Here is an 18,181-nt window from a genome sequence, read left to right on the forward strand (position 1 = left end):
CTCTCACGCCAGGGACAGGAACAGCTTCTCCAGCCGGGTCCGCATCTGGTCCCGGTCCATCGCCGGCCGGTCGCCGTCGGTCATGCACTGCTGGAGACCCGTCGCGATGATGGCGAAGCCGGCCCGGTCCAGGGCGCGGGAGACGGCCGCCAGCTGCGTGATCACGTCCTCGCAGTCCCGGCCCTCCTCGATCATCCTGACGATCCCGGCGATCTGGCCCTGGGCCCGCTTCAGCCGGTTGAGCACCGACTTCAGCTCGTCGGCCGCCATGTCCAGCTCCACGATTCCTCCCCTGTCCAGGGCCTCGGTGACGGTTTCATACCCCTAGGGGTATATCCTACCCCGTTCGGCTCCCCGTCCGGCGTACACCCGCTTGTGGGGCCCCGTACGCCGGGCGAGGGTGGCGGTGCCCGGGCCCGCGCGGGACCGGCGGCCGCCGTCGCGAGGGAGACCACCATGCCGCAGGACAACGACGCCAAGCCCGCCGAGCGGACGGTGGCGGAGGCGAACCGGGCGGTACGGCGCGACTACCCCTTCGGCGACACCCAGGACCTGGAGGACGCCCGGCGCGGCTTCATGGGCACCGCGCGGGACCCCCTGATCCGCGACGCCACGGGCAACGCCGTATGGGACCTGGAAGCCTATGGGTTCCTCGGCCAGGAGTGCCCGGACACCGCCAACCCGAGCCTGTGGCGGCAGAGCCGGCTCTGCTCCGAGCACGGGCTCTTCGAGGTCACCGAGGGCATCTACCAGGTGCGCGGCTTCGACCTGTCCAACATGACGATCGTGGAGGGCGACCGGGGCATCCTCGTCATCGACCCCCTGGTGTGCGCCGCCACGGCCGCAGCCGGCCTCGCGCTGTACCGCGCCCACCGGGGCGAGCGGCCCGTGACGGGCGTGCTCTACACCCACAGCCACGTCGACCACTTCGGTGGCGTACGCGGCGTGCTGACCGACGAGGACGTCGCGGCCGGAGTCCCGGTGCTCGCCCCGCACGGCTTCCTGGCCCACGCCGTCAGCGAGAACGTCTACGCGGGTACGGCGATGAGCCGGCGCGCCGCCTACATGTACGGCGCCGCCCTCCCGAAGGGGCCCCGGGGGCAGATCGGCACGGGCCTCGGGCAGAGCGTGTCGACGGGCGCGCCCGGACTGATCCCGCCCACCCTGGACATCACCCGCACCGGCCAGACGGAGACCGTCGACGGCATCCGCATGGTCTTCCAGCTCACCCCCGGCACCGAGGCCCCGGCCGAGCTGAACATCCACTTCCCGGACCACTCGGCCCTGTGCATGGCGGAGAACGCCACGCACAACCTGCACAACTTGCTGACCCTGCGCGGCGCCGAGGTCCGCGACCCGCACGGCTGGTCCCGCTACCTCACCGAGTCGGTCAGCCTCTTCGGCGAGCTGTCCGACGTGGCCTTCGCCTCGCACCACTGGCCGGTCTGGGGCCGTGAGCGCGTGATCGCCTTCCTGCTGGAGCAGCGCGACCTGTACGCGTACCTCCACGACCAGGTCCTGCGGATGCTCAACCAGGGGCTCACCGGACCGGAGATCGCCGAGGAGATCGTGATGCCGCCGGCGCTGGAGCGGGTCTGGCACACCCACGGCTACTACGGCTCCGTCAGCCACAACGCCAAGGCGGTCTACCAGCGTTATCTGGGCTGGTACGACGGCAACCCCGCGCACCTGTGGCAGCACCCGCCGGCCGAGGCGGCCCGGCGCTACGTCGAGTTCATGGGCGGCGCGGACGAGATCGTGCGCAGGGCCCGGCAGTCCTTCGCGGACGGCGACTACCGCTGGGTGGCCGAGGTCGTCAACCACGTGGTGTTCGCGGACCCGGACCACGCGGGGGCGCGCGCCCTCCAGGCCGACGCCCTGGAACAGCTCGGCTACGGCAGCGAGAACGGGACCTGGCGCAGCGTCTGCCTGATGGGCGCCCAGGAGCTCCGCCACGGCAGCCTCGGCACCCCCACCACCACGGCCTCGCCCGACGTCCTGGCAGCCCTCACCCTGGACCAGCTGGTCGACTCCCTCGCCATCCGGGTCAACGGCCCCCGCGCCTGGGACGCCGACATCACCGTCCGCTGGGACCTCGCGGGCGGCGAACCCCTCACGATGCGGCTGCGCAACGGCGTCCTCACCCATGTCACGGGCACCGGACCGGCCGTGGGCGAACCCGACGTCACCTTCGCGCTGACCGAGGCCGACCTGCGGGACGTCCTGGTGGGCGCCGTACTCCCCGGCGACCTGCCCGCCCGCCCCGGTGTCGAGACCACCGGCGACGCCGGCCGGCTGACCGAACTCCTCGGCCATCTCGACACCCCGGACCCGGACTTCGCCATCGTCACCCCCTGAACGAATGTATCGCGCCACACGGGGGAGTTACCGGTGCCCGGGTGTTTCCATGACGGGGAGGCACGGCGATACAGTCCGGCAGTGGCGAGGCCGGTAACCAGGGGGAGGGGCCGACATGTTGGAGGTTGTGGCGCTCGGTGCGCTGACCACGTTCCTCATGGGGGTGGGTAACGGAGCCGCCGGGGAGATGGGGAAGAACGCGTTGCTGTCGGCCGGCGCCCTGGTGCGGCGGACGCTCGGGCGGGAGACGCCCTTGCCGGCCGACCCGGAGAGCCGCCTGGCGCTGGCGCAACGCGTGCACGCGAGCCTGGGCCGCGACCCGCGCCGGGCCGGTGAATGGGCGCTGATGCTGGAGGGCGCCCCGGACACGTCCGTCGAACCGTCCCGGGGTGCGATGCCCCCGGCGCCGTGGGCCTTCACGAATCAGGAAAAGGTGCTCAGGCAGCTTGTGAGGGAGGCCGACCGTCCCTGGGCGGGCCGGCCCCGGGTGGTCCTGCTGTCGGGCCCCACGGGCAGCGGCTCCACCTCGGTGGCGCTGCGGCTGGGAGCGGAGACCCGTGACCGTTTTCCCGACGGCCAGTACTACGTCGACCTGCGGACCGCGTCCGGGGAGACGGGCCCGGAGCCCGCGGGCGTCCTGCTGCGGCTGCTACTGGAGATGGACGTGGACCCCGATCTGATTCCGGCCACCGAAGCGGACCGCGAGCGGCTGTACCGGAAGCTCACCGAGGGGCGGAAGATGCTCGTGGTGATCGACCACACGGTCTCGCTCGCGCAGGTGCGTGCTCTCGTGCCCTCGACACCCGGTGTCCTGCTGGTGGTGGTCGTGTCGGGGCCGCCGCTGCTGCTGGAGGCCGAGCGCGTCGCCGTTCCGCCGCTGAGCGACCGTCATGCCAAGCAGCTCGTACGGAAGGTGGCCGGTCCTGAGTACGCCGACCGGGTCAAGGCCCAGCTGCCCGGAGTGCTCGAACGCTGCCGGGGCAACGCGTTCGCCCTCCACACCGAGGCGCGGCTGCTGACCAGGGCCGACGGTCCCGGGACCGCCTCCGACGACCGCGCGCCGGTGGGTGCGGACCATCCCGTACGAACCACCGCGCGCTCCGCGTCGCTCCGGCTCGGCCCGGACGCGGCGCGTCTGTGCCGGCTCATCGCGCTCGGCGGCTGGCCGTCCACCGGTGTCGCGCTCGCGGCGGCCGCCGCCGAGGTGGACGGGGTGACGGCCGCCCGGCTGCTCGAAGAAGCGGTGGAGGTCGGTCTTCTGGACGCGCTGCCCGACCGGCGGTACCGCTTCCGGCCCGAGATCAGGAGGCAGCTGGCCGAGACCGCCGCTTCCGAGTACGGCCTCGACGTGTGCGCGGAGGCCGTACGGCGGATGCTCGAAGCGCTGCTTGAGCTGGTGTTGCCGGCGTCCCGCGCCGCTCTGCCGGAGAGCTGGCGGACCGAGGTGCCGGCGGAGTACAGGGCCGCTTCCGCGGCCGTTCCGGACGGCATCGCGGTCCTGGCCGCCGAGGTCGCCAACGTGGCCCGCGCGGTCGTGGTGGCCGAGGAGCACGGGCACACCGGCACGGTCCTGTGGCTGGCGCGCTCCCTGTGGCCGTTGCAGTTGAAGGCGGGGTACTGGGACGAGGTGCTTCCCGCGCTGCGGACCGCGGCCCGGTGTGCCGAGGAGAACCGGGCGGACGAGCGGATGGCGGCCGCGCTCCACTTCCAGCTGGCCCACTGTCTGGGGGAGATGAGGCGCGGCGAGCAGGCGAACCGGGCCGCCCGGGCCGCCGTCACCTATGAGCGGGCCGCGGGCCACCTGCGGGGCGAGGCGTCGGCCGTGGAGCTGTTGGGCCTGCTGAGCCTGAACAACTGGTCGTACGAGGACGCGTACGAGAGATTCATCGAGGCCGAGTCCGTCTACCGGAGGATCGGCCCTGGCGAGGAAGGCGTGTCCGACCTTCCGCGGGCCCTTGCCCTGGTCGGGCGCCACCAGGGACGGGCCCTGCGTGGCATGGACAGGCTGGAGGACTCACGGCGGTGTCTGGAACGTGCGGCCGACTTCTTCGCGGGACGCACCGGGGCGCCGCCCGAGGCGTACAACCGGGCGCGCACCCTCACGGACCTGGCGGAGACCCTCCACGAGGCCGGTGACGACACGGCGGCCCTGGCCAGGATCACCGAGGCCGGGCCGCTGTTGCCGGACTACGCGGCTCCACACCGCGCCTACCTCGCGGGTCTGCGGCGGCGGTGCGAGGCGGGCACCGCCCGGTAGCCCGTCAGCCGCTCGCCGCCACGTGGAACGGGTGCACGCGGCCGGCGCTGTGCATCCGGAGCACGATTCCCTGCTCGGGGACCACGCCGCCGTACGCCAGCCACGCATGGAACGCGCCGGCGTAAGCGGCCGGGTCCGCGTCCGCTCCGGCGTCCGTGTCGGCGGACAGCTGGAACGTGCCCTGCCGCCCCCGGCTGCGTACGACACAGGTGTGCGGCCCGCTCACATACGCGGCGGTCGAACAATGGGGGTGCAGGCGGAGCACCTCGTCGGTCCACGCGCCCGGGCTGCCCAGCCGGAGGTCGTCGGCCGGCCCGTCGCGCGAGATGACGTCGGCCACGTCGAGGTCGCCGGGGTGCCGTGTCTCCTCGTGCACGGCGAGGTGCGCGTCGCCGGACGCCCCGGCGGGATGCCCGGTGGACCGCTCGACGACGATGTCCGTCCCCTCGGCACAGGTCCGTACGTGCAACGGGGACGTCACCTTTCCCGGGCGGTACGACGGGAGCGCGAGCGGTTCCATGGACGCGCGGCCGGGCGGTTCGGGGAGATCCATCAGCGCGTAGAGGTGCCGGCGCAGGAGTTCGGCCGACCGTCCCGGCGCCGAGGTGACGAACCCGGCGGCGGGGCCGGGGCGGTGTGTGCCGATGCCGCGTTCCACCTGGAGAAGCAGCGGAGCGCGGGGATCCAGCCGGGGCGCGCGACGGACGAACCGGGCCAGCGGCGCTTCCGGATCGAGCACGCCGGTCCCGTCGGCTGCCAGGAGTACGGGTGTGTTCAGGGCGGCGGCATAGTAGGAGACCGCGCCGAAGTCCCCGATCACGAGGTCGGCGGCGAGCAGGGCCTGCCGCCATTCGTGGACGGGGTCGATCAGGGTCAGCCCGTTGCGCCGGGCCAGGTCCAGCCATGCCCGGACCTGGCCGGGGCCGTGCCCGTACCAGATGTTCGGGTGGAGAACCGCGGCCAGCCGGTAGTCATCGGCGGGCAGCTCGGCGGCGAGCCGGGGCAGGAGGCCGGGTAGGAGGTCCTGCCCGCCACCGGTGCCGAAGAGGCCCTCCGGGTTCCAGGTCGAGTTGAGGAGGACGAGCCGCTGTCCGCTCCGGACTCCGAGTGCCCGCCGGAACCTGTCCCGGTACGGACGCGCGGCGAGCATGCGGTCGAAGCAGGGGTCCCCGGCGAGTACGGCCGAGGGCATCGCGTCCGGGCATACCCGGGCCAGCCGTTCCACCTGCTCGGGGTGAGAGAGGACGAGCCCGTCGACGAAGTGCCGCCCGTCGGCCAACAGCCACTCGGGCGACAACCCGAACGTCGGCGTCCCGGCTCCCGGCTCCCGGCTCCCGGCTCCCGGCTCCCGGCTCCCGGCTCCCGGCTCCCGGCTCCCGGCTCCCGGCTCCCGGCTCCCGGCTCCCGGCTCCCGGCTCCCGGCTCCCGGCTCCCGGCTTGCCTAGTTTCTTAGTGTATCCGACACCGTGTGACAATACTACCAACTTGCCCTGAATGGCGTTGAGTTCACCGCCGAAGCTCGCCGATACCGCGAGGTCCACCGGAGTCGACAGGGCCTGTTCCCATGGCAGTTCAGGAAGTTGCAGATCGTGGAAGAGCTCGCGGATGCCGCCCTGGAAGGCGGAGGAGCCCGTCGAAGTGACCAGTGTCTGGACCCGGAAGTCGTCGTGGAACAGCGGCAGCACGTCCAGCAGACGGCCGGCCGAGGTGACGTTGTGAACCACGAGCAGGACGCGCCGCCGCGTCGTACGGCTCGTCCACCGACCGGACCCTTCCCCGACCGGAACGCGAATCGCCGGGGGTTCTGGCCCCACCCGTAACCTCCTGAGCGAGTGTGGTGTGTCGTCGCGCGAGTACCTTATCCGCCTCCCGGCATGACCGATGGCCCGCACATTCCCCTACGGAATCGTGCGGGCCGCCGCCGGTCCGCCTCAGTGAGCCGGCCGCAGAACAACCGGCAGGCTCTGGTGGCCGTTGCTGATCAGGGACGGCAGCGGGAGCAGGTCCTCGGCCGGGACCGCGAGGCTGATGCCGGGGAAGCGTTCGAAGAGCCGGCGGAGGGCCGTGGCGATCTCCAGGCGGGCCAGCGGGGCGCCGAGGCAGAAGTGGACGCCGTGGCCGAAGGCCAGGTGGTCCTTGGCGGTGCGGGTCAGGTCGAAGGCGTCGGCGGTCTCGCCGTGCCAGTCGGGGTGGCGGTTGGCGGGGGCGAAGGAGACCAGGATCGCCTCGCCCCGGGCGATCTTCCGGCCGTCCGGCAGCGGGATGTCCGAGACGGCGAAGCGCATCGGGATGTGCTTGACCGCGGGCTCGTGGCGCAGGGTCTCCTCGACCACGTCGTTCCAGTCGGCGCGGCCCTCGCGGAGATGGGCCAGCTGTTCCGGCTGGGTCAGCAGGGCGGTGATCGCCTGGTCGATGACGTTGACCGTGGTGTCGTAACCGGCGGAGATCATCAGGAGCAGCGTGTCGCGCAGCTCCTCGTCGCTGAGGCGGCCGCCGTCGCCCTCCTCGTCGCGGGTGGCGAGCAGCAGCGAGGTCATGTCGTCGCCCGGCTGCGCCCGCTTGGCGGCGATGAGCTGGTCGAGTGCCCCGTACAGACCGGCCGTGTTCGCGGTGGCCTCCTCGACGGTGAGGGTGGTGTCGAAGACGCCGTCGACCTTGGAGCGGAAGCCGTCGAGCTGGTCCTCGGGAACGCCCATGAGCCGGCCGATCACCGCGATCGGGAGCGGGTAGGCGAGCGCGGTGCGCAGATCGACCGTTTCACCGGCGGGCCGGCCGGCGAGGCCGTCCAGGAGCTCGTCGACGACCTTCTCCACCGAGATGCGCAGGTCCTGGATGCGGCGGGCGCTGAACGCGGGGGAGATCATCCGGCGCAGCCGCCGGTGGTCGCCGCCGTACGCGGTGAACATGTTGTTCACCGCCACCCACAGGGCGAGCGGCCAGGTGGCCACCGTCTCGGCGAACGCCGGCCAGTGCGCGCGGGCGTCCTTCGAGACCTGGGAGCTGGTCAGCAGCTCCTTCAGGAGGACCGGGTCGCTGACGGACCACGCGGTGACCCCGAGGACGTCGACGCGGGTGGCGGCACCGCGCTCGCGCAGCGCCCGGTACTCCGCGTGGCGGTCGGTGCCCGCGGGGTCGAGGACGATGATCGGCTGCTCGGACATGGGTCTCCTTCAGTGGGAGGCGTGGAAGACGATCGGGAGTGATTCCAGCGCGCGGTGGAACGGGCCCGGGCGCCAGCGCAGTTCGTCGGCCGGGACCGCGAGGTCCATCTCGGGCAGGGCGTCGAGCAGATGGGTGACCGCGGTCTCCGCGATCAGATACGCGTGCGAGCGCGCCGGGCAGGTGTGCGGGCCGATGCTCCACGCCAGATGCGCCCGGTTGCCCGCGATGCCGCCGGACGCCTGACTGATCGCCGGGTCGTTGTTGCAGCCGGCCATCGAGATCAGGACCGGCTGATGGGCGGGGAGCAGCACCCCGTCGATGTCCGCCGGGTAGGGCGGATAGGTGATGCAGTAGTTCGCCATCGGCGGGTCGGTGTAGAGGACGGTGTCGAGCGCGTCCCGCACGGTGGAGTGCCCGGAGTGCAGCCCGGCCGAGAACTCCTCGTCGGTGAGGATCTTCAGCTGGGTGTTGGCGATGAGATTGGTCAGCGGCTCGATGCCCGCCCCGTACAGCGTGACCAGCTGGTGGCTCATCTCCTCGTCGGTCAGCTGCGCCGCGTGGCCGATCAGCCGGGAGGTGATGTCGTCGGCGGGGTGGCGCCGGCGCAGCTCGACGAGGTCGGCGACCGCCTGGCCCAGGATCTCGTTGCCCCGCTGGGCGTCCGTGGCCTCGAAGATCCGGGACATGCCGTCCGCGATGCGCGCCCCGATCTCGTCGGGGCAGCCGAGCAGGGCGCTCAGCACGCGGAAGGCGATCGGCCACGCGTACTGGGTGAGCACATCGGCCCGGCCCGCCGTGATGAAGTCCGCGATGGCGGCCTCGGCCAGCTTCTCCACCCGGGCCCGCAGCTCGTGCTGGTCCACGGCGTCGATCGCGGTGGTGTTGGCGGACCGGTAGCGGGCGTGCGCGGTGCCGCCGCTGCGCAGGGCGTTGGGCCGCCACTCCATCATCGGCCGCACCGGGCAGGAGGCCGGCACCTGCTCCTGCCAGACCCGCGGGTCGTGCGGGAAGTACAGCGGGTCGTTGAGGATGCGCCGGGCCTGGAAGTAGCCGATCACCAGGGTGGCGGGGATACCCGGGGACAGCTCGACGGGCACCAGCGGCCCGTAGGCCGCCCGCATCCTCTCGTACGCGGCATGCGGGTCGGCGGCGTACGCCGGGTCGTAGAGCGCGACCCGGCCCGACGGGGCCGACGGCAGGGTGCTGCTGGGGGACGTCATGGCGTGGGCTCCAGGGAGAGGGCCGGTCGTTGTGCGGCGAGGTGTTCCGTGAGCGTGATCAGGGCGTACACGCAGGAGGTACGGTCCCGGGCGTCACAGGTCGTCAGGGGCGTCCCCGGGTCCAGCGCCAGGGCCTCGCGGATCTCGGCGAGGCCGTATCCGGGCGCGCCCGGGAACACGTTGATCGCGACCGCGTACGGAATGCCCTGGTCCTCCAGGAGCCCCAGCGCCTCGTGGCTCGCGTCCAGGTCCCGTGTGTCGGCCAGCACCAGGCAGCCGAGCGCGCCGTGCGCCAGGTCCTCCCACACCGGCTGGAACCGCACCTGTCCCGGCAGGCCGAACAGATAGAGGGCGAGGGCGCCGCCGGCCAGGTGGATGCGGCCGAAGTCCATGCCCACGGTCGTCGTGGTCTTGTCCGGCACCCCGCGCAGATCGTCCACGCCGACGCTGTCCTCGGTGATCGGCTCCTCCATCCGCAGCGGCCGGACCTCCGAGACGCTGCCGATGAAGGTCGTCTTGCCGACGCCGAAGCCGCCGGCGATCACGATCTTCGCGGACTGGGTCACCGTGGCCGGCACGTACGAGACGCCGTTCGACGCGCTAGACCAGTTCTCGGAGTCCATCGAGCACCTTCTGGAGGAGGTCGTTTCGGGGCTGGTCACCGGCGGCGGGGGCCGGGCTGGCCAGATGGCCGCTGTCCATCAGGCAGGACACGATGATCCGGACGGTGGAGGGCGGCAGCTGGAGCGCGGCCGCGATGTCGGCGACGGCCAGACCGCCCCGGCCCACCGCGAACAGGCTCATCACCCGCCGCGCGTCGGGCCCCAGCTCACCGGCCGGGCCCGGCGCGGCGACGACCACGCTCTCCAGGCGCACATCCCGGTCCGGGCGGACCCGGCCGCCGGTGCGGACGTACGGCCTGACCATGTCCGGATCGTGCCGTGGGCCGCTCATGCGGCGGGGCCGCCGTCCGGCTGGAGGACCGGGGTGCGTTCCCTGGTGCCCAGCTGCTCGCCCAGGCGGACGACCAGCAGGGCCATGTGGTGGCTGATCAGGCCGACGTCGGCGTGCGGGCCCGTGGTGACGACGGACAGCATCGTGTGGTGCCCGGCCGCGGTGGTCAGCCCGATGGCCGACACGGACTCGATCAGCTGCTGCCGCACACCCTGCCCGCCGGTGAACTCGTCCCAGGCGCGGCCCGAGGCGCGCAGCGACGCGGTCAGGGCGGCCAGCTTCTCGCCGTCCTCCTGGCTGATGGTGCACGTCCGCGCCTTCAGCAGACCGTCGCCGCTCATCAGCACGGCGTACCGGACGCCCTCCACCGATCCGAGCTGCTCGTCCAGGAGCCAGCCCAGGGTGTTCGCGTGCGTGTCCGACATGATCAACGTCCTTCGTCCGTACGAGCGGTGTTCTGGTTGTCCCGGCTGCGGCGGCTGCCCGCCATCCACGCGGCGGCCACCGCGGGCCGGCCCGGCTCGACCTCGGGCTCCGGCCCGGGCCGCGCCCCGGCGGCGGGCCGTGTCCCGCGCCGACGGACGGTGAGCCCACTGGCCGTGGTCGCCGTGGTCGCCGTGGTCTCCGTGGTCTCCGGCGCGGGCCCGGCGGCGGGGGCGGCGGGCACGGGCCCGGTCATGGGCGGGGCCTCCGGGGGCGGGGACGGCCGGCGGGCCGGCGGGACGGTGGCCGCCTTCCGGGCCGTGGGCAGGGCCTGCGCGGGCACCGCCCGGGACGGCCCCGGCGTCGTCAGCAGCTCCTGCGGCAGCACGATGATCGCCCGGGTGCCCCCGTACAGGTTCGGCGCGGTCAGCTCGACGCGGAAGCCGTACTGGTGGGCCAGGACCGAGGCCACCCGCAGACCCGTCTGCGGGTAGGCGCCCAGCCGCGTGATGTCGTCCCGCTGCTCACCGGACATCACCTCGCGGGCCCAGGTCAGCCGCTCGTCCTCCATCCGGAGCCCGGCGTCGTCCACGACGAGGAACGCCGCGTTCGCCCCGTGCTCCAGGGAGACGTGGACCAGGGCGTTGGGCGGCGAGTAGCGCAGGGCGTTGTCCAGGAGCACCGCCAGGGTGTGGACGACCGCCTCCACGGACCGGCTGCGCACCGCGAAGGACTCCAGGTCCGTGTGCTGGACACGCTGGTAGCCCTCGACCCGGCCCATCGCGGTGCGGACCACATCGGTCAGCGTGGTGGCGGGCCAGCGCCGGGACAGCTTGTCACCGGCCAGGACGCCGTAGCCGGACGCGGTCAGCAGCATCTGCTGCGCCAGGTGGTCCATCTCGACCAGCGTCGCGTACGCGTCGTCCGACACATGGCGCCGCACCCCGGCGCTGATCGTGCTGCTCAGCTTCGCCGCGCGGTGCACGGTGCTGGACGCGAAGGCGCGTACCGCCGCCCGGGCCGTGTCCACCGACTCCCGGCGGGCCTGGGCGACCTGACGCTCCGTCTCGGACCAGACCTGGGTGAGCTGTTCCTCCGCGGCGTTCTGCGCGAGGCGGCCGGCCATGGTGATCGCGGAGCGCACCTGATTGGCCAGCGCGGTCAGCCCGTTGGCGAGCTGGGTGTGGGCCAGCTGGGGCGGGATGGCCGAATCCGGCTGATAGGCGCGGCCGGTCTGCGCCTCGGACGCTGCCGCCTGGACGACGCTCTGGGAGATATGCGCCACATACTGCTCGGCGGCCCGGATCTGCTGGGCCAACTGCTCGCGCTGCTGCCGCAGTTCGTCGGCCCGCCGCCGCTCGGCGCGGGCGCTGCGCAGGAACCACAGCGAGGCGCAGCCCCCCGCCACCAGCGCGAGCAGAATCAATATCGGTTCGGTCATGGGGTCCTCGCGGGAATCAAAAGGGGACGTTTCCACCGACCGCGCGGGCGCCGGCGCCCGCGCGATCAGCTCGCGATCAGCGAGGGGGACATGACAGAACACTAATCAGAAATGACCAAGGACCGTACACAGTACGACTGTTGACGATGTATCGGTGGCCGAAAAGTGGAACCGCCCGGCCGTCCACGTTCCGGACACCCCTCGCTAGGATTCGGGTGCGGGCCCCGACCGCGAAGGAGCGGGCCAACCAGCGCAAACGCAAGCGTACTTCCGCGCCTGCGCCCGGTCGGGAGAGCGGCCGGGCGGACGGCCGGGACAACAAGTGAGTGGAGAGCCAGTCATGCGTGGAGGCAGCATCGCCGTGGTCGGCGGGAGCATAGCGGGGTGTGCCGCGGCCCTGGCCGCGTCGCGCGCCGGAGCCGACCGGGTCACCGTCTTCGAGCGCGCCGACGCCGAACTCCGGGACCGGGGCGTCGGAATCGCCCTCCAGAGCGACCGCTACGAGGAGCTGAGAGAGGCCGGATACGTAGCCCCCGAGATGCCCTGGGCGCCGCTGACCCGGCGGGTGTGGAGCGTACGGGACGGAGACACGCCGTACGGCCGGGGCTTCGGGCAGCAGACGTTCCCGTTCCGCGCGTACAACTGGGGTTCACTGTGGAGCGAGCTGCGCAGCCGGGTCCCCGAGGGCGTCGACTACCGCTCCGGCGCAGTCGTCGGCGCCGTGCGGCCGGCCGACGACGGCGTCACGCTGCGGCTCGCCGACGGCCACGAGGAGCGGTTCGACCTCGTCATCGGCGCCGACGGCTACCGCTCCGTGGTCCGCGAGGCCATGTTCCCCGGCATCAGCCCCGAGTACGCCGGCTACATCGGCTGGCGCGGCGCGTCCGAGGACGTCGAGGGGCTGCCCTCGGACGGGCTCGACGCCCACAACATCGTCTTCCCCGGCGGCCACTGCATGATCTACCACATCCCGGACGGCACCGGCGGCCACCGCCTCAACTGGGTGCTCTACACCACGCCCCCGCAGGCCGGCGGCCTCCACCCGGACCTGCGCACCCCCACCTCGCTCCCGCCCGGCCGCCTCAACTCCGAGCTCACCGACTGGCTGCGCACCCTGGTCGCGGAGCACTTCCCGCCCTTCTGGGCCGACAAGGTGCTCGGCACACCCGCCGGGACCACCTTCATCCAGCCCATCTACGACCTGGCCGTCCCGCACTACACCTCGGGCCGCATGGTGCTCGTCGGCGACGCCGCCAGCGTCTCCCGCCCGCACGTCGGCGCGGGCAGCGTCAAGGCGCTCCAGGACGCCACCGCCCTGGAGGCCGCCTGGAACGCCGGGGCCGGCTGGAAGGACGTGCTGGAACGCTACGACGCCGGCCGCGGCCCGGTCGGCCCCGCGATGGTCGCCCTCGCGCGCCGCATGGGCAGCACCCAGGTCGAGAACACCCCGGACTGGTCGGCCATGGGCCAGCCCGAGTTCGAAGCCTGGTGGCAGGACCAGAACAGCGGCTCCGACCGCAGCAGCGGCTTCGGCGGCCACAGCCTGAAGGTCAAGTAGCCGCGAGCGCGAGGGGGTTCGCGCCCCCTCGCGCTCATCAGGGCGCCGAGGGCGCGAGCTCCAGCGCCGCGTGGAGGGCCGTCGGGTCCTTACGGGCATCCGCCCCGGCCAGCCGCAGTGCCACCCGGCCCGACGTCAGGACCGTGAGCGTGTCCGCGCACCCGGCCGCCGTCGCCGGGCTCGGCGACACCAGGAGTACGGCGATGCCCTCGTCGGCCAGCGTCCGCACCAGGTCGTGCACCTGACGGACCAGGGCCGGCGCCAGGCCCTCCGTCGGCTCGTCCAGCAGCAGCACGCTCGGCGAACCGAGCAGCGCCCGGGCCAGGGCCAGCATCTGCTGCTCCCCGCCCGACAGGTCCGTGCCCCGGTTCCCCCGGCGCTCGCCCAGCCTCGGCAGCAGGTCGAGGACCCGCTCGGGCGTCCACACACTCGGCCGCGAGGCGTCGCCCCGGCGCGGCGGACGGTGCGAGAGCCGCAGGTGCTCGGCGACGCTGAGGTTCGCGAAGACCCGGCGGCCCTGCGGCACGAGACCGATCCCGGCGCGGGCGATCCGGTGCGCCGGCTGCCCGGTCAGGTTCCGGCCGGACAGCCGCACGGTGCCCGCGTCCGGGCGCATCAGACCGGCGACGGTGTGGACGAGCGTCGTCTTGCCCGCGCCGTTGTGGCCGACGACGGCGTGCACCGTGCCGGCGGGCACGGCGAGATCGAGGCCGTGGAGGACCGTGCCGCCGTGGTAGCCCGCGGTCAGGCCCGTGAGTTCGAGCATCGGGGGTCGGTCATCCTCTCGCTTCGGGGCTGCCGGTGACGAGGTCCGGCACGGTGTTCCGGTAGGCGTCGCGGACCTCCGGGTGGGCCAGCGCCTCCCCGGTCGGCCCGGTCACCAGCACCCGGCCCGCCGCCAGCACCGTCACCGATGTGGCGACCTGGGCGACGACCTCGACATGGTGCTCGACCAGCACGACCGCCACGCTCGCGGGCAGCGCCCCGAGGATGGCGAGCAGCCGGCCGATGTCGCCGTCGGTCAGCCCGGCCGCCGGCTCGTCCAGGAGCAGCAGCCGCGGATCGCCCGCCAGGGCCGCGGCCAGGTCCAGCATGCGGCGCTGCCCGTGCGAGAGCTCCGAGGCCGGCCGGTGCGCCAGATGCGCGAGGCCCACGGTCTCCAGGTGCCGCCCCGCCGACTCGGTGTGCAGCCGGTAGCGGGCCGGGCTGCGCCAGGCGCCCCGGCGTTTCGGGTGGTGCGCCCAGCCGGCCAGCACGATGTTGTCGAGCACCGTCAGTTCACCGATGACGGAAGGCTGCTGGAAGCTGCGCGCGATGCCCAGCCGGCTGCGCTTCGCGGTGGACGCCCGGGTGACGTCCGTACCGTTCAGCGCGATCGTGCCCCGGTCCGGCCGGTCGGTGCCGGCGATGAGGTTGAGCAGGGTCGTCTTGCCGGCGCCGTTGGGCCCGATGACGGCGTGCCGGGCGCCCGGGGGCAGCCGCAGCGCGACGTCGTCCACGGCGGTGAGGCTGCCGTATCCGCGGGTCAGGTGGTCGAGGTCCAGCACGGGGGGCGCGGCCTCGGGGGCGGGCGTCATGGGGAGACCTTCCCGGCGGGGGACACGGTGGACGCGGCCGGCCCGGGACGGCCGGCGAAGAGGCGCAGACCGGCCAGGCCGCGCGGCAGCAGGTACACGGCGCCGATGAACAGCGCCCCGAGCAGCAGCGGCCCGTGACCGGGCCAGGAACCGGCGACCCAGTCCCGGGTGAACACGATCAGCCCGGCGCCGAGCAGGGCGCCGATGACCGACGTCGTACCGCCGATGACGACCGCGAGCAGCGCGAACGCGGCGATCTCGAAGCCGACGTCGGCGGGGGAGAGGTACTGCTGCACGGTGACCATCAGCGAGCCGCCCACCCCGGCGAGCGCGCCCGCGCAGATGTGGGCCACCAGGAGATAGCGCCCCACGGGGTGTCCGGACGCGCGCATCCGCGCCTCGGCGCCCCGGGTGCCGGTCAGCAGCTTGCCGGCCGGGGAGCGCAGCACCAGCAGGGTGAGGGCGACGGCGACGACCGCGACGACCACCGCGTACACGTACAGCTCGCGTTCCTCGGTCATGCCCTCGCCGCCCCACAGCGCCCGGGTGGCCGGGAAGCCGACCAGCCCGTCGGCGCCGCCGGTGAGGGACTTGACCTGGTTGATCACCGCACTGGTCAGCTCGCCCACCGCCAGGGTGATCATCAGCACGGTCGTGCCCCGGGCGCGGATCACCGCCGGCCCGGTCACCGCCGAGAACACGGCGGCCGCGAGCGCCGACAGGACGATCTGGACCGGGCCAACCGTCCACCCGGCGTCGGCCAGATTGGCGGTGGCGTACGCGCCGACGGCGAACGGGGCGGTCTGCCCGAGCGTGGGCAGCCCGGCGTACCCGGTCAGGACGGTGACGCTGACCGCGAGCAGCCCGAGCGCCAGGGCGGACCCGGCCAGCGAGATGCTGTACGAGTCGAGCATCCCCGGGAGCGCGAGGAGCACGGCGAGCAGCACGAGCAGCGGCACGGCCTGCCGCCACCCGGCCGAGTGCAGCCGGGCGGCGAGCCGTCCTGGGGCGGCCGGAGCGGGCGCCGCCGTGCGCGGCCGGTTCTCCCACCGCGCGGCGAGGAGCCTGCGCAGCCGGGAGACCGGGTCGGCGGACGGGCCCCGCTCCTCGTGCGCCTCCGGCTCCGTGAAGCGGGAGCGGAACACCAGCACCGCCGCCATCGCGGCGAACAGCAGATACGGCGCCAGGTCCGGCAGCACCGAGACGCCCAGGGTCTGGACCTCGCCCACGGCGACCGCCGCGGCGAACGTCGCCCACAGCGAGCGCAGCCCGCCGAGGACGACGACCACCAGGGACAGCATCAGCACGTTCTCGGAGGTGCCGGGCCCGGGGCCGATGATCGGCGCCCCGAGCACGCCCGCCGCACCGGCCAGCGCGCCCGCCGCCGCGAGCACCCCGGTGTGCACGGCGCGGGGGCTGTGGCCGGTGGCGGCGAGCATCTGGGGGTCGTCCGCCGAAGCGCGTACCGCCGCACCCACCCGGGTCCGGGTGAGCACCCACGTACCGAAGGCCGCCAGGACGACGGCCATGGCGATGAAGCAGAGCCGGTAGGCGGGGTAGCGGTGGCCCAGCAGATGGACCGAGGAGTCGAGCGCGCCGGGGACGCGGACCGGCAGCTCGTCCGCGCCGAAGAGCTGGATCAGCAGGTCCCCGCCGACGAGGGCGATCCCGAACGTCAGCAGGGCCTGCGCCAGATGCCCACGCCGGGCGAGCGGAACGGTGGCGGCGGAGAGCCCCGCCCCGGCGAGGGCCGCGGCCGCCGTTCCGGCCGCGAGTCCGAGGGCGAGGCCGCCCCACGTTCCGTCGCTCAGCTCGGCGCCGGTGTAGGCGCCGATCGCGTACAGCATGCCGTGCGAGAGATTCAGCACGCCGGCCGTGCCGAACGCGAGGCTCAGGCCGGCGGCGACGACGAACAGCAGCAGCCCGTAGGCCACGCCGTCCACCGCCGGCACGAGGTGGGCATCGAGCAGATCCATGTCAGCCGCCGAGCGTCGCCAGGTCCTGGACCATGACGTTGGACAGCTGGTTGCCGTCCGGACGCACCTGGCGCAGGTACCACGTCTGCACCGGGGCGTGCGCCTTCTCGCTGAACTCCCAGTTGCCGCGCGGGCTGTCGATCTGGCCCAGGCCCGCGATGGCCTTGTTGATCGTCTCCGAGGTCACGTCACCCTTCTTCGCGGCGTCCGCGATCGCCTTGTCGAGCACGGCGGCCGCGTCGTAGGACGACATGGCGTAGGTGGTCGGCTGGGTGTCGTGCTCGGCGGTCCAGTCGGCGGCGAACTTGCGGTTGGCCGCGTTGTCCAGGTCCGGCGCGTAGTTCAGGACGGAGTAGATGTCCTTGGCGGCCTGGCCCTCGGCCTGGAGCACGCTGCCCTCGGTGACGAAGGCGGTGTACAGCGGCAGGTCGGCGACGTCGGACTGGGCGTACTGCTTGGCGAAGTCGATCGCGGCCTTGCCGGCGTAGAAGCAGTAGACCGCCTTGGCGTCGGTCTTGGCGATCTCCGCGAAGTACGGCATGAAGTTGGTTGTCTTCGGGAACGGCGTCCACTTGGTCTTGCCGTCCGGGTTGGCGAGCTTGCCGCCGATCCGCTTGAACTCGTCGGTGAACCCGCGCAGTTCGTCGTAACCGCCCTGGTAGTCCGGGCCGATCGCGTAGACCGGGCCGTTCACCTTCTCCTTGACGTACGGGGCGATGGCCTTGCCCGGCTCGTCGGACATGAAGCTCGTCGTCCACACGTACTCGGGGTCCTTGACCTCGGGACGGGCGTTGGAGCCGAGGAAGGGGATCTTCGCCTGGCCGACCAGCGGCAGCACCGCGTTGACCGAGCCACCGCTGACCAGGCCGGTCAGCACGTCGACCTTGTCCTTCTTGACCAGCTTGGTGGCGGCCGGCACGGCGGTCGGCGGACCGTCGCCCTCGTCGGCCACGATGAGGTCGACCTTGCGCCCGCCCAGCTTGTTGTCGTGCGTCTTCAGATACAGCTGGAAGCCGTCGCGCAGGTCGGTGCCGACCGGCTTGTAGGTGCCGGAAAGCGAGGCGACCAGGCCGATCTTGACGGTCTTGTCGCCGGAGCCGCTGTCGCTGCTGCACCCGGTGACGGCGGCCAGGCCGAGGGCGAGGGCGGCGGCACCGACGGGCCTGACGAATCTGCGGTGGCGGGTGCGGCGGGGTATGTCGAAGAACATGAGTGCTCTCATCGGGGGAGTGTCGGACAACGGTATGACCCGACC

The 18,181-nt window shown here is 73.0% G+C and carries 15 protein-coding genes; 3 read left to right on the top strand and 12 right to left on the bottom strand.

The window, feature by feature from the left end:
- Positions 1–3 precede the first annotated feature (3 nt).
- Positions 4–282: a metal-sensitive transcriptional regulator gene (locus OG338_RS24045; RefSeq protein WP_405939288.1), complete on the bottom strand. Its 279-nt coding sequence runs from the start codon at positions 280–282 to the stop codon at positions 4–6.
- A gap of 174 nt (positions 283–456) precedes the next feature.
- On the opposite strand from OG338_RS24045, the gene OG338_RS24050 reads away from it, so the two are divergent.
- Positions 457–2,358, top strand: a complete 1,902-nt coding sequence (locus tag OG338_RS24050) for an alkyl/aryl-sulfatase (RefSeq protein WP_405939289.1) — start codon at positions 457–459, stop codon at positions 2,356–2,358.
- A gap of 115 nt (positions 2,359–2,473) precedes the next feature.
- Positions 2,474–4,615 (top strand): ATP-binding protein, encoded by a 2,142-nt coding sequence (locus OG338_RS24055; protein ID WP_405939290.1) that lies wholly within the window; start codon positions 2,474–2,476, stop codon positions 4,613–4,615.
- A 4-nt stretch (positions 4,616–4,619) separates the two neighbouring features.
- Here OG338_RS24055 and OG338_RS24060 read toward each other — a convergent pair whose 3' ends face one another.
- The 7 genes from OG338_RS24060 to OG338_RS24090 form a co-directional block, all read right to left on the bottom strand.
- Positions 4,620–5,912, bottom strand: coding sequence for a hypothetical protein (locus OG338_RS24060; protein WP_405939291.1), 1,293 nt, complete (start codon positions 5,910–5,912; stop codon positions 4,620–4,622).
- Positions 5,913–6,546: 634 nt separating this feature from the next.
- Positions 6,547–7,776 carry a cytochrome P450 gene (locus tag OG338_RS24065; RefSeq protein WP_405939292.1) on the bottom strand — a complete coding sequence of 410 codons (1,230 nt, stop codon included), beginning with the start codon at positions 7,774–7,776 and terminating at the stop codon, positions 6,547–6,549.
- 9 nt (positions 7,777–7,785) lie between these two features.
- Complete coding sequence (locus OG338_RS24070; protein WP_405939293.1) at positions 7,786–8,997, bottom strand: cytochrome P450; 1,212 nt, start codon at positions 8,995–8,997, stop codon at positions 7,786–7,788.
- Positions 8,994–9,620 carry a GTP-binding protein gene (locus tag OG338_RS24075; protein WP_405939294.1) on the bottom strand — a complete coding sequence of 209 codons (627 nt, stop codon included), beginning with the start codon at positions 9,618–9,620 and terminating at the stop codon, positions 8,994–8,996. The genes OG338_RS24070 and OG338_RS24075 overlap by 4 nt, the downstream gene beginning before the upstream one ends.
- Complete coding sequence (locus OG338_RS24080) at positions 9,598–9,924, bottom strand: DUF742 domain-containing protein (RefSeq protein WP_405939295.1); 327 nt, start codon at positions 9,922–9,924, stop codon at positions 9,598–9,600. Before OG338_RS24080 ends, OG338_RS24075 begins: the two co-directional genes overlap by 23 nt.
- Before the next feature lie 23 nt (positions 9,925–9,947).
- On the bottom strand, positions 9,948–10,376 hold the full coding sequence (locus OG338_RS24085; RefSeq protein ID WP_405939296.1) for a roadblock/LC7 domain-containing protein: 429 nt from the start codon (positions 10,374–10,376) through the stop codon (positions 9,948–9,950).
- A 2-nt stretch (positions 10,377–10,378) separates the two neighbouring features.
- Complete coding sequence (locus OG338_RS24090) at positions 10,379–11,815, bottom strand: ATP-binding protein (protein ID WP_405939297.1); 1,437 nt, start codon at positions 11,813–11,815, stop codon at positions 10,379–10,381.
- A gap of 340 nt (positions 11,816–12,155) precedes the next feature.
- On the opposite strand from OG338_RS24090, the gene OG338_RS24095 reads away from it, so the two are divergent.
- Positions 12,156–13,373 carry an FAD-dependent monooxygenase gene (locus OG338_RS24095; RefSeq protein ID WP_405939298.1) on the top strand — a complete coding sequence of 406 codons (1,218 nt, stop codon included), beginning with the start codon at positions 12,156–12,158 and terminating at the stop codon, positions 13,371–13,373.
- A 37-nt stretch (positions 13,374–13,410) separates the two neighbouring features.
- Here OG338_RS24095 and OG338_RS24100 read toward each other — a convergent pair whose 3' ends face one another.
- The 4 genes from OG338_RS24100 to OG338_RS24115 are packed head-to-tail and all read right to left on the bottom strand — an operon-like array spanning position 13,411 to position 18,136.
- A complete protein-coding gene (locus tag OG338_RS24100) occupies positions 13,411–14,139 on the bottom strand; it encodes an ABC transporter ATP-binding protein (protein WP_405939299.1) in 729 nt (242 codons plus the stop codon).
- Positions 14,140–14,149: 10 nt separating this feature from the next.
- A complete protein-coding gene (locus tag OG338_RS24105) occupies positions 14,150–14,950 on the bottom strand; it encodes an ABC transporter ATP-binding protein (RefSeq protein ID WP_405939300.1) in 801 nt (266 codons plus the stop codon).
- Positions 14,947–16,926 (bottom strand): ABC transporter permease subunit, encoded by a 1,980-nt coding sequence (locus OG338_RS24110; protein WP_405939301.1) that lies wholly within the window; start codon positions 16,924–16,926, stop codon positions 14,947–14,949. The genes OG338_RS24105 and OG338_RS24110 overlap by 4 nt, the downstream gene beginning before the upstream one ends.
- 1 nt (position 16,927) lies before the next feature.
- Positions 16,928–18,136 carry an ABC transporter substrate-binding protein gene (locus OG338_RS24115; RefSeq protein ID WP_405940518.1) on the bottom strand — a complete coding sequence of 403 codons (1,209 nt, stop codon included), beginning with the start codon at positions 18,134–18,136 and terminating at the stop codon, positions 16,928–16,930.
- Between the last annotated feature and the right edge of the window lie 45 nt (positions 18,137–18,181).

Origin of the sequence: Streptomyces sp. NBC_00726, from assembly GCF_045161735.1 — a bacterium.
Classification (GTDB): domain Bacteria; phylum Actinomycetota; class Actinomycetes; order Streptomycetales; family Streptomycetaceae; genus Streptomyces.

What these genes read in the sequence shown, in the direction of transcription:
- OG338_RS24050 (WP_405939289.1), top strand. Translation starts at nt 457, where the DNA reads ATGCCGCAGGACAACGACGCCAAGCCCGCCGAGCGGACGGTGGCGGAG.
- OG338_RS24055 (WP_405939290.1), top strand. Translation starts at nt 2,474, where the DNA reads ATGTTGGAGGTTGTGGCGCTCGGTGCGCTGACCACGTTCCTCATGGGG.
- OG338_RS24065 (WP_405939292.1), bottom strand. Translation starts at nt 7,776, where the DNA reads ATGTCCGAGCAGCCGATCATCGTCCTCGACCCCGCGGGCACCGACCGC.
- OG338_RS24070 (WP_405939293.1), bottom strand. Translation starts at nt 8,997, where the DNA reads ATGACGTCCCCCAGCAGCACCCTGCCGTCGGCCCCGTCGGGCCGGGTC.
- OG338_RS24075 (WP_405939294.1), bottom strand. Translation starts at nt 9,620, where the DNA reads ATGGACTCCGAGAACTGGTCTAGCGCGTCGAACGGCGTCTCGTACGTG.
- OG338_RS24080 (WP_405939295.1), bottom strand. Translation starts at nt 9,924, where the DNA reads ATGGTCAGGCCGTACGTCCGCACCGGCGGCCGGGTCCGCCCGGACCGG.
- OG338_RS24085 (WP_405939296.1), bottom strand. Translation starts at nt 10,376, where the DNA reads ATGTCGGACACGCACGCGAACACCCTGGGCTGGCTCCTGGACGAGCAG.
- OG338_RS24090 (WP_405939297.1), bottom strand. Translation starts at nt 11,815, where the DNA reads ATGACCGAACCGATATTGATTCTGCTCGCGCTGGTGGCGGGGGGCTGC.
- OG338_RS24095 (WP_405939298.1), top strand. Translation starts at nt 12,156, where the DNA reads ATGCGTGGAGGCAGCATCGCCGTGGTCGGCGGGAGCATAGCGGGGTGT.
- OG338_RS24100 (WP_405939299.1), bottom strand. Translation starts at nt 14,139, where the DNA reads ATGCTCGAACTCACGGGCCTGACCGCGGGCTACCACGGCGGCACGGTC.
- OG338_RS24105 (WP_405939300.1), bottom strand. Translation starts at nt 14,950, where the DNA reads ATGACGCCCGCCCCCGAGGCCGCGCCCCCCGTGCTGGACCTCGACCAC.
- OG338_RS24110 (WP_405939301.1), bottom strand. Translation starts at nt 16,926, where the DNA reads ATGGATCTGCTCGATGCCCACCTCGTGCCGGCGGTGGACGGCGTGGCC.
- OG338_RS24115 (WP_405940518.1), bottom strand. Translation starts at nt 18,136, where the DNA reads ATGTTCTTCGACATACCCCGCCGCACCCGCCACCGCAGATTCGTCAGG.